General features: G+C 52.1%; 1 pseudogene. It reads right to left on the reverse strand.

The features are described 5' to 3' along the window. Window positions 1-215 (reverse strand): annotated as a pseudogene (locus tag LI126_RS15495) (Mur ligase family protein); the annotation flags it as partial.

The raw sequence follows: 215 nt of genomic DNA on the forward strand, positions 1-215 counted from the left end.
CTCAGATAGTTATGAGCATAGTCAACGCAGGCCAATAGTCCCCGCTGATTGCTCAGCATTTCCATGCGGCCAGGAACGGTGGTTTTTTCCAGTCCCTTGGCAAAAGCCACCGTATCATCACTGAACTGCCGCCCTACGATCAGCGCGGCCAAGGCATTGCTGTCATTGAACGTACCTGGAATATTGATCTTAAAGCGGCCAGTCAACTGCAGCTG

The sequence above is a fragment of the Mediterraneibacter sp. 210702-DFI.5.30 genome, from assembly GCF_020560115.1.
GTDB lineage: Bacteria > Bacillota > Clostridia > Lachnospirales > Lachnospiraceae > Mediterraneibacter > Mediterraneibacter faecis.